The organism is Cognatishimia sp. (assembly GCF_964229375.1).
GTDB lineage: Bacteria > Pseudomonadota > Alphaproteobacteria > Rhodobacterales > Rhodobacteraceae > Cognatishimia.
Map to the genome: position 1 here is coordinate 42417 of NZ_CAXREH010000069.1, position 6000 is coordinate 48416.

Sequence of the window (6000 nt, forward strand, 5' to 3'; positions counted from 1 at the left end):
AAAAGAACAGGATCAACACATGTCAGACGCACGACACATCCTTCGGATCTCAGGCAGCGATGCGAAAAGCTTTCTGCAGGGGTTGGTGACCAATGATGTCGACAAAACCCGCGACGGCCTTGTCTATGCGGCACTGCTGACGCCACAAGGCAAATATCTGGCTGATTTCTTTTTGCTGGCTGATGGCGACGACATTCTGCTGGACGTGGACGCGTCCTTAGCAGAAGCGCTTAAAATGCGGCTGACGATGTACAAACTGCGGGCGGATGTGGTCATTGCTGATGCAGACATTCATGTCCATCAGGGGACGTCTGAGTGCCCTGCGGACGGGTATATGGATCCCCGCGCCACGGCTTTGGGCTGGCGCGCCTATCGCGACACCGCGCAAGACGGCGACACCACGGACTGGACGGCGCTCTATGTGGCCTCTGAGGTGCCACGCACGGGGATCGAGCTGTCTGCGGACAGCTATATCCTGGAAATGGGCTTTGAGCGGCTGAACGGCGTTGATTTCCGCAAAGGCTGTTATGTCGGTCAGGAAGTCACCGCGCGCATGAAGCACAAAACCGAACTGCGCAAAGGGTTGGCGCAGGTCACAGTCACAGGTGCGGCGCAGGCGGGGGACGAGATCACCGCTAACGGCAAACCCGTCGGAACCCTTCACAGTCGTGCAGGCGACACAGCGCTCGCCTATCTGCGCTTTGACCGCGCAACCGGCGAGATGCAGGCCGGCGAGGCAACACTCACGCGGGCCTAAACGAAAAAACCTCCGGCATCAGAGCCGGAGGTTTTTGTTTCGGGCCAAGGCGGGGTTAGGCGCGCTCGGAATATTCCATTGCGATGGGGTCCACGACGATCATCTCGTCCTGCCCTACGAAAGGCGGCACCATGACTTTCACACCATTATCCAGGATCGCAGGCTTGAACGAGTTCGCAGCGGTCTGGCCTTTGACGACCGGCTCGGTCTCGACGATCTGACAGGTCACTTTCTGCGGGACAGTCGCGTTCAGCGCTTCGGCCTCATAGAATTCGACCACGATGGTCATACCGTCCTGCAGAAACGGGCGACGTTCACCCAGAAGATCGGCAGGCAGCTGGATCTGTTCGTAGGTCTCGGTATCCATAAAGATCAACATACCGTCGTCTTCATAAAGGAACTGCTGATCCTTTTGCTCAAGACGCACGCGCTCGACTTTGTCCGCAGAGCGGAAGCGTTCGTTCAGCTTGGAGCCGTTGCGAAGATTTTTCAGTTCGACCTGCGCAAATGCGCCGCCCTTCCCGGGCTTTACGTGATCGACTTTTACAGCGGCCCAAAGGCCATCGTTGTGTTCCAGGACGTTGCCCGGGCGGATTTCATTTCCGTTAATTTTAGGCATGTGACAAAACCATGACGAAAGGGTTGATCGGATGTTCGCAGCACCTATATCTCGCCCTGAAAGACGTGACAAGCACACGTATTTGGACCTGAGCTATGCAGCTCACGCATAGAAGCTATGCAGGATTGGGGTACCCGAATCGAGTCCGATGCGTCATAAGGCACCTCACGCCAAAAACACAAGACCAATAAAACAAAGGACGACGAGATGATCGATTTCGTTGATGGCACTGCTTTTAATAACGAACAGGGCAACCGCTCTCGCAAGCTGTTTGCCGCTGTCGTACTTGCTGCCTTGGATGACGCAATTGCGGATGACAAAAAATACGGGAACGGTCCCGACCAGATCGCGCGTTGGGCGCGCTCTCGCGACGGACGCGAAGTCCTGTCTTGCGCTGGTATTGACCCGAACGAACGGGTTGTCACTGGCCTGATGGAATTTGTTGGCAAAGGTGTCCGGACCTCTGTCGCCCTGTCCCGCGAAGAAAGCGAGCGTCGCAACGCCGCGATGGAAGCCGAGGCGGCTTAAGTTACCCAAGACAAAATTCTTGTTTCAGCGCTGCCATTGTGCAGCGCTTTTTTTATCCGAGCTGCAGGGCCGCGCCAAAAAGCACCGCAGCGCCAAACAGCTCTAGCCCCACCATCGCGACCACGAAAACCGTCCGCCAGCGCCGCCAGTCTTCGCGAATGATGGCGATGCCGCTGACCGTGGCCAGAACAGCCGCCACAGGCGCTACAAAGCCCGCATGGTGGTCTCTGTCCCAATAGCTGACCGGGCTTTCGTAAATCCAAGAGCTGAGCGGCCAGAAATGCGCACGCCCATCGTCGTGATGCAGCGGGAAATCCAGAACCAAATGCAAAATCGCGGCCGCACATAGCGCAATACCACCCGCACTTTTGCGATACAGCGCGAGGCCCAGCAAAATACCCCAGACGATAAACGAGTTGTCGATCGAGAAAATCGTCTGCCATGCCGGGCTGAAATAGAGCTCACCAAACACGACATTGGCCGGAATATTCACAATGAAAAGCGAAACACCCGCCAGCAGGTAAAGCGACAGGTCCGGCGCAAGCCCGCCAAGGATCGCAGCCGCCACCACGCGCTTGTCGCCCTTGCGAGCAAACGCGGCCCAGCCAATCAGGATATGTGCAGGCGTGTTCATAGGCGGCTCTCTTTCAGTTCAGCCGCCAAGGGATCAGTCAATCTGGCGCGAGGCCAGCGCGCGATTGATTTCGCGGCGAACCAGCTTTCTGACGTTGCGTGTGATCCGCTCACCCAGCGGGCCTTGCAACTCTTGCCGCACAATTTCACCAACCAGATCGCGCAGCATCTCTTCGTCCAAGACGGCCTCATATGGCGGCTCTTCTGCCTTGGGTTCGGCAATCACTTCGGCGTCGATCACCGCGTCCGCGGCTTTTGTCTCGGCTGCGGGCTTGTCGGCGGACTGGCCCCACACGATCGCATCTACTTCGGTCCCGGCGTAATCGCCATCGCCGGCGGCCTCTGGGTCAAATTCCATCTCGGAATAGCTGCGGACCGACTGCCATTCCACGGCAGGAAGCTCCTGCGCGTCTTCGATCTCTGGCCTGACCGCGACCTCTTCCTGCGCCTCAGGTGCCTTTTCAGCAGGCTTGGCAAGCTCGGGCTCGGCAAGCTCTGCTTCTTTGGTTTCCGGCTCTTTGGCCTCGACAGGTTCTTCTGGCTGGATCACATCCGCGCCGGTTTTGGACAGGGTCAGAACGCGGGGGCCCGCTTCTGGCTGAGGTTGTGCCAGACTTTTGGCAACCTCCTGCGCCACCAGATCTTCGGTCGTTTCAGGACGTGGGGCCTCTGTTGCGGCCTCTTCACCAACGCGCAACGAGGGCGTCAACACCAACTTATCCGCCGCAACCTGCGCAGGTTTTTCAGATGGCGTCACCGCTTCGGGTTCCGCCAAACTGCGCACATCTTCGGAAACAAGCCTGCGAATCGAGGACAGGACGTCCTCTATTTCGTCTTTTTTCAAAGGGTCTGACATATTGTACCACTCTTGCCTTGCCGCCAGTGTAGCGGCAGACGCAAGATGAAACAACAAGTGCGTTTTGGTTTATTCCTTACCAAGCGCCTTCAGCACTTTGTCCAGCTGAGCCCCTTGCTTGCTGCGCGACACTGGCGCAGATTTCACAAGGTTGTAATAGGCTTCGGGATCATAGCGTTTGACCCGCAGGTTCAGATGGTCGACCGTCAAAAGGCCCATAGAGGCAAGCAAGCTGTAAGTCGCTGTATATTCAGCACTTTGCGCGGATACAGCGTTGGCCTTTGCGTTCAGCAGCTCTTGCTCGGCGTTCAGCACGTCAAGCGTTGTGCGCGACCCCAAAGAGGCCTCTTCGCGAACGCCTTCAAAGGCGACTTCTGCAGCTCTGATCTGCTCCTGGCTGGCAGCCGTCTGCGCACGTGCCGACAGAACCTGTGCCCAGGCGATCCCGACACCCTGACGAATGCTGTGACGTGTCGCATGCAGACCACCGCGCGCAGCATCGCGCTGCGCCATTGCCTGCCGCAGACGAGAGCTGATCAAGCCGCCCTGATAAATTGGGCCAGACGTGGTGATCGACAGAGACCGCGAATTCGTAACACTTGGGCTGCTCAGGTTGTCCGTGAAACCAAGGTTGGCACTCAGCGATGTCGAAGGACGCATCGCGGCTTTGGCCTGTGCGATACCAGCTTCGGCCGCGGCCACCTGATGCTGCGCAGCGCGCATCTCGGGGTGGCTGCGTACAGCAAGTGAGGTTGCCGCAGACGCAGAAGACGCCGTGGCAGGGAACGCACCGGGCGCCGACAAAGTGCCCGGACGCTTGCCGACAACCGCCGCATAGATTTCCTCAGACATCATCAACGTGCCTCGGGCGGCAGCCAGCTCGGCGCGGGCACCTGCCAGCCGCGCTTCGGCGGTGGCCACATCGGTACGGGTGATTTCCCCGACTTCAAAGCGATCATTGGCGGCACGCAGCTCGCGTGTGATGACCCGAAGGTTGTTTTCGCGCAAGGCAACGATTTCGGTATCGCGACGCAGGTTCATATAGGCGTCGACCGCCGACAAAAGCACGCTTTGCTCAATCGCGATCAGTTGCTGGCGGGTGGCCAGAACAGTTTGCTTTTGCGCCTCGATCCCGGCCTGAGAGCTGCCCCAGTCGTGCAGCAGCTGAGACAGGCTGAGAGTCACGGTTGCGGTGCTTGAAGACCCTGTGGCGGAATTATAGCCCGTCGAAGCCGTCGCCGCGTAGTTCAGAATAGGACGCAGGGCTGCATTGGCCTGAGCGACACCTTCGTCAGCGGCACGCAGCAGCGCCCGGTTCTGCTCCAAAAGACCTGAATGGCTGTATGCGCCCACCATGGCATCCGCCAAAGTATCTGCCTTGACCACCGACACAGAAAGACCTGCAACCAAAACGCCAGTCGCAGCTTTACCAAAAAACCCTTTTACACGCATGAGCGCGCCCCTTTTGCTCGTATCCCAGACGACCGCCACCAGAGGCAACCGCTCTTCTTTAAAGTGCGAAAGCCCGTGCGCGCACAAAGCCTTCCAATACGGGTGCCCCTGCGTTGAAAATCGAACGCCAGGTGATCTCTCCGTCCAGTTTTTGCCCAATCTGAACGTCACCCAATGCACCGGTCATCACTACACATGCGATCCGACCGCCATCTTTCAACTGTTCTGGTAAAGATTTCGGTAATTCTTCGATGCCACCTTGCACCAAAATCACATCATAGGGGCCGTGTTCCGCAGCGCCCTCGGCCAGTGGACCAGCCTGAACGACCACATTGTCGACGTTGTGTTCCGCAAGGATCGTCTGCGCTTCTTCGACACGCGCCTCTGAGTCCTCAACGGCGATAACAGCTTCCGCCATCCGCGCCACAACAGCCGAGGAATACCCAAGGCCCGGTGCGACATCCAGCACCAGCTCGTCGCGTTGAATATCCAGCGCATCCAACATCTTAGCCAACGTGCGCGGCTCAAGCAGCACGCGACCATCACCCATATCAAGGTTTTTGCCCATATAGGCGGCTTCACGCATATCCATAGGCACAAAAGCTTCGCGCGGGACAGTCAACATCGCCTCGATGATCGGGAACTTTGTGACATCGGAAGGCCGGATCTGTGTATCGACCATAGCTGTGCGACGCGTGGCGTAGTCTGACATTCTAAACTCTTCGGTTCATTTTCCGTTATCCTCTCTTGCCACAATAAATCTGAGGTCGCAACGACTTGCGCAACAAAAGGCGCGTCTTCGCTCTTGCAGGCGCCTCAGAGTTCAGATATTGCCCACGTCACACCACGGATGGCGAGTTGGCGGAGTGGTGACGCAGCGGATTGCAAATCCGTGTACACCGGTTCGATTCCGGTACTCGCCTCCACGAAAACCAAAATATATCGCAGCACTTTACCCTACCGCCACAAGATCATGTGGTGCACTTTGCCATATTTTTCTGTACACAATTCGTACACAGTGACCTTTCAGAATTCAGTGCAATCAAATTCGATTCCAAGTAGTCTATGTTACAACAGATACTTTGGCTGATTTGACCGAATTATGAGCTACGGCGTTCGAACAAAAACCATTCATCGAAAGTTGCGTTTGGACAA

At 57.1% G+C, this 6000-nt stretch carries 7 protein-coding genes and 1 tRNA gene; 3 read left to right on the forward strand and 5 right to left on the reverse strand.

All coding sequences use genetic code 11. The features are described 5' to 3' along the window. The first annotated feature begins 19 nt into the window (after positions 1 to 19). Positions 20 to 757, forward strand: a complete 738-nt coding sequence (locus tag ACEQWH_RS05545) for a folate-binding protein YgfZ (protein ID WP_370228736.1) — start codon at positions 20 to 22, stop codon at positions 755 to 757. A gap of 55 nt (positions 758 to 812) precedes the next feature. Here ACEQWH_RS05545 and efp read toward each other — a convergent pair whose 3' ends face one another. After that, positions 813 to 1376, reverse strand: a complete 564-nt coding sequence (gene efp, locus ACEQWH_RS05550) for an elongation factor P (protein ID WP_370228738.1) — start codon at positions 1374 to 1376, stop codon at positions 813 to 815. A gap of 207 nt (positions 1377 to 1583) precedes the next feature. On the opposite strand from efp, the gene ACEQWH_RS05555 reads away from it, so the two are divergent. Beyond that, on the forward strand, positions 1584 to 1904 hold the full coding sequence (locus tag ACEQWH_RS05555; RefSeq protein WP_370228740.1) for a DUF6280 family protein: 321 nt from the start codon (positions 1584 to 1586) through the stop codon (positions 1902 to 1904). Positions 1905 to 1956: 52 nt separating this feature from the next. On the opposite strand, the gene ACEQWH_RS05560 is transcribed toward ACEQWH_RS05555, so the two are convergent. The 4 genes from ACEQWH_RS05560 to ACEQWH_RS05575 form a co-directional block, all read right to left on the reverse strand. After that, positions 1957 to 2538: a cobalamin biosynthesis protein CobQ gene (locus ACEQWH_RS05560; protein ID WP_370228742.1), complete on the reverse strand. Its 582-nt coding sequence runs from the start codon at positions 2536 to 2538 to the stop codon at positions 1957 to 1959. Positions 2539 to 2571: 33 nt separating this feature from the next. Next, on the reverse strand, positions 2572 to 3393 hold the full coding sequence (locus ACEQWH_RS05565) for a hypothetical protein (RefSeq protein WP_370228743.1): 822 nt from the start codon (positions 3391 to 3393) through the stop codon (positions 2572 to 2574). Between the two features lie 69 nt (positions 3394 to 3462). Next, a complete protein-coding gene (locus ACEQWH_RS05570) occupies positions 3463 to 4845 on the reverse strand; it encodes a TolC family outer membrane protein (protein WP_370228745.1) in 1383 nt (460 codons plus the stop codon). Positions 4846 to 4903: 58 nt separating this feature from the next. Further along, positions 4904 to 5557 (reverse strand): protein-L-isoaspartate O-methyltransferase, encoded by a 654-nt coding sequence (locus ACEQWH_RS05575; protein ID WP_370228747.1) that lies wholly within the window; start codon positions 5555 to 5557, stop codon positions 4904 to 4906. A 140-nt stretch (positions 5558 to 5697) separates the two neighbouring features. Here ACEQWH_RS05575 and ACEQWH_RS05580 point away from each other — a divergent pair. Then, positions 5698 to 5771 (forward strand) — tRNA-Cys (locus ACEQWH_RS05580). The last annotated feature ends 229 nt before the right edge of the window (positions 5772 to 6000 follow it).

What these genes read in the sequence shown, in the direction of transcription:
- ACEQWH_RS05570 (WP_370228745.1), bottom strand. Translation starts at nt 4,845, where the DNA reads ATGCGTGTAAAAGGGTTTTTTGGTAAAGCTGCGACTGGCGTTTTGGTT.
- ACEQWH_RS05555 (WP_370228740.1), top strand. Translation starts at nt 1,584, where the DNA reads ATGATCGATTTCGTTGATGGCACTGCTTTTAATAACGAACAGGGCAAC.
- efp (WP_370228738.1), bottom strand. Translation starts at nt 1,376, where the DNA reads ATGCCTAAAATTAACGGAAATGAAATCCGCCCGGGCAACGTCCTGGAA.
- ACEQWH_RS05565 (WP_370228743.1), bottom strand. Translation starts at nt 3,393, where the DNA reads ATGTCAGACCCTTTGAAAAAAGACGAAATAGAGGACGTCCTGTCCTCG.
- ACEQWH_RS05560 (WP_370228742.1), bottom strand. Translation starts at nt 2,538, where the DNA reads ATGAACACGCCTGCACATATCCTGATTGGCTGGGCCGCGTTTGCTCGC.
- ACEQWH_RS05575 (WP_370228747.1), bottom strand. Translation starts at nt 5,557, where the DNA reads ATGTCAGACTACGCCACGCGTCGCACAGCTATGGTCGATACACAGATC.
- ACEQWH_RS05545 (WP_370228736.1), top strand. Translation starts at nt 20, where the DNA reads ATGTCAGACGCACGACACATCCTTCGGATCTCAGGCAGCGATGCGAAA.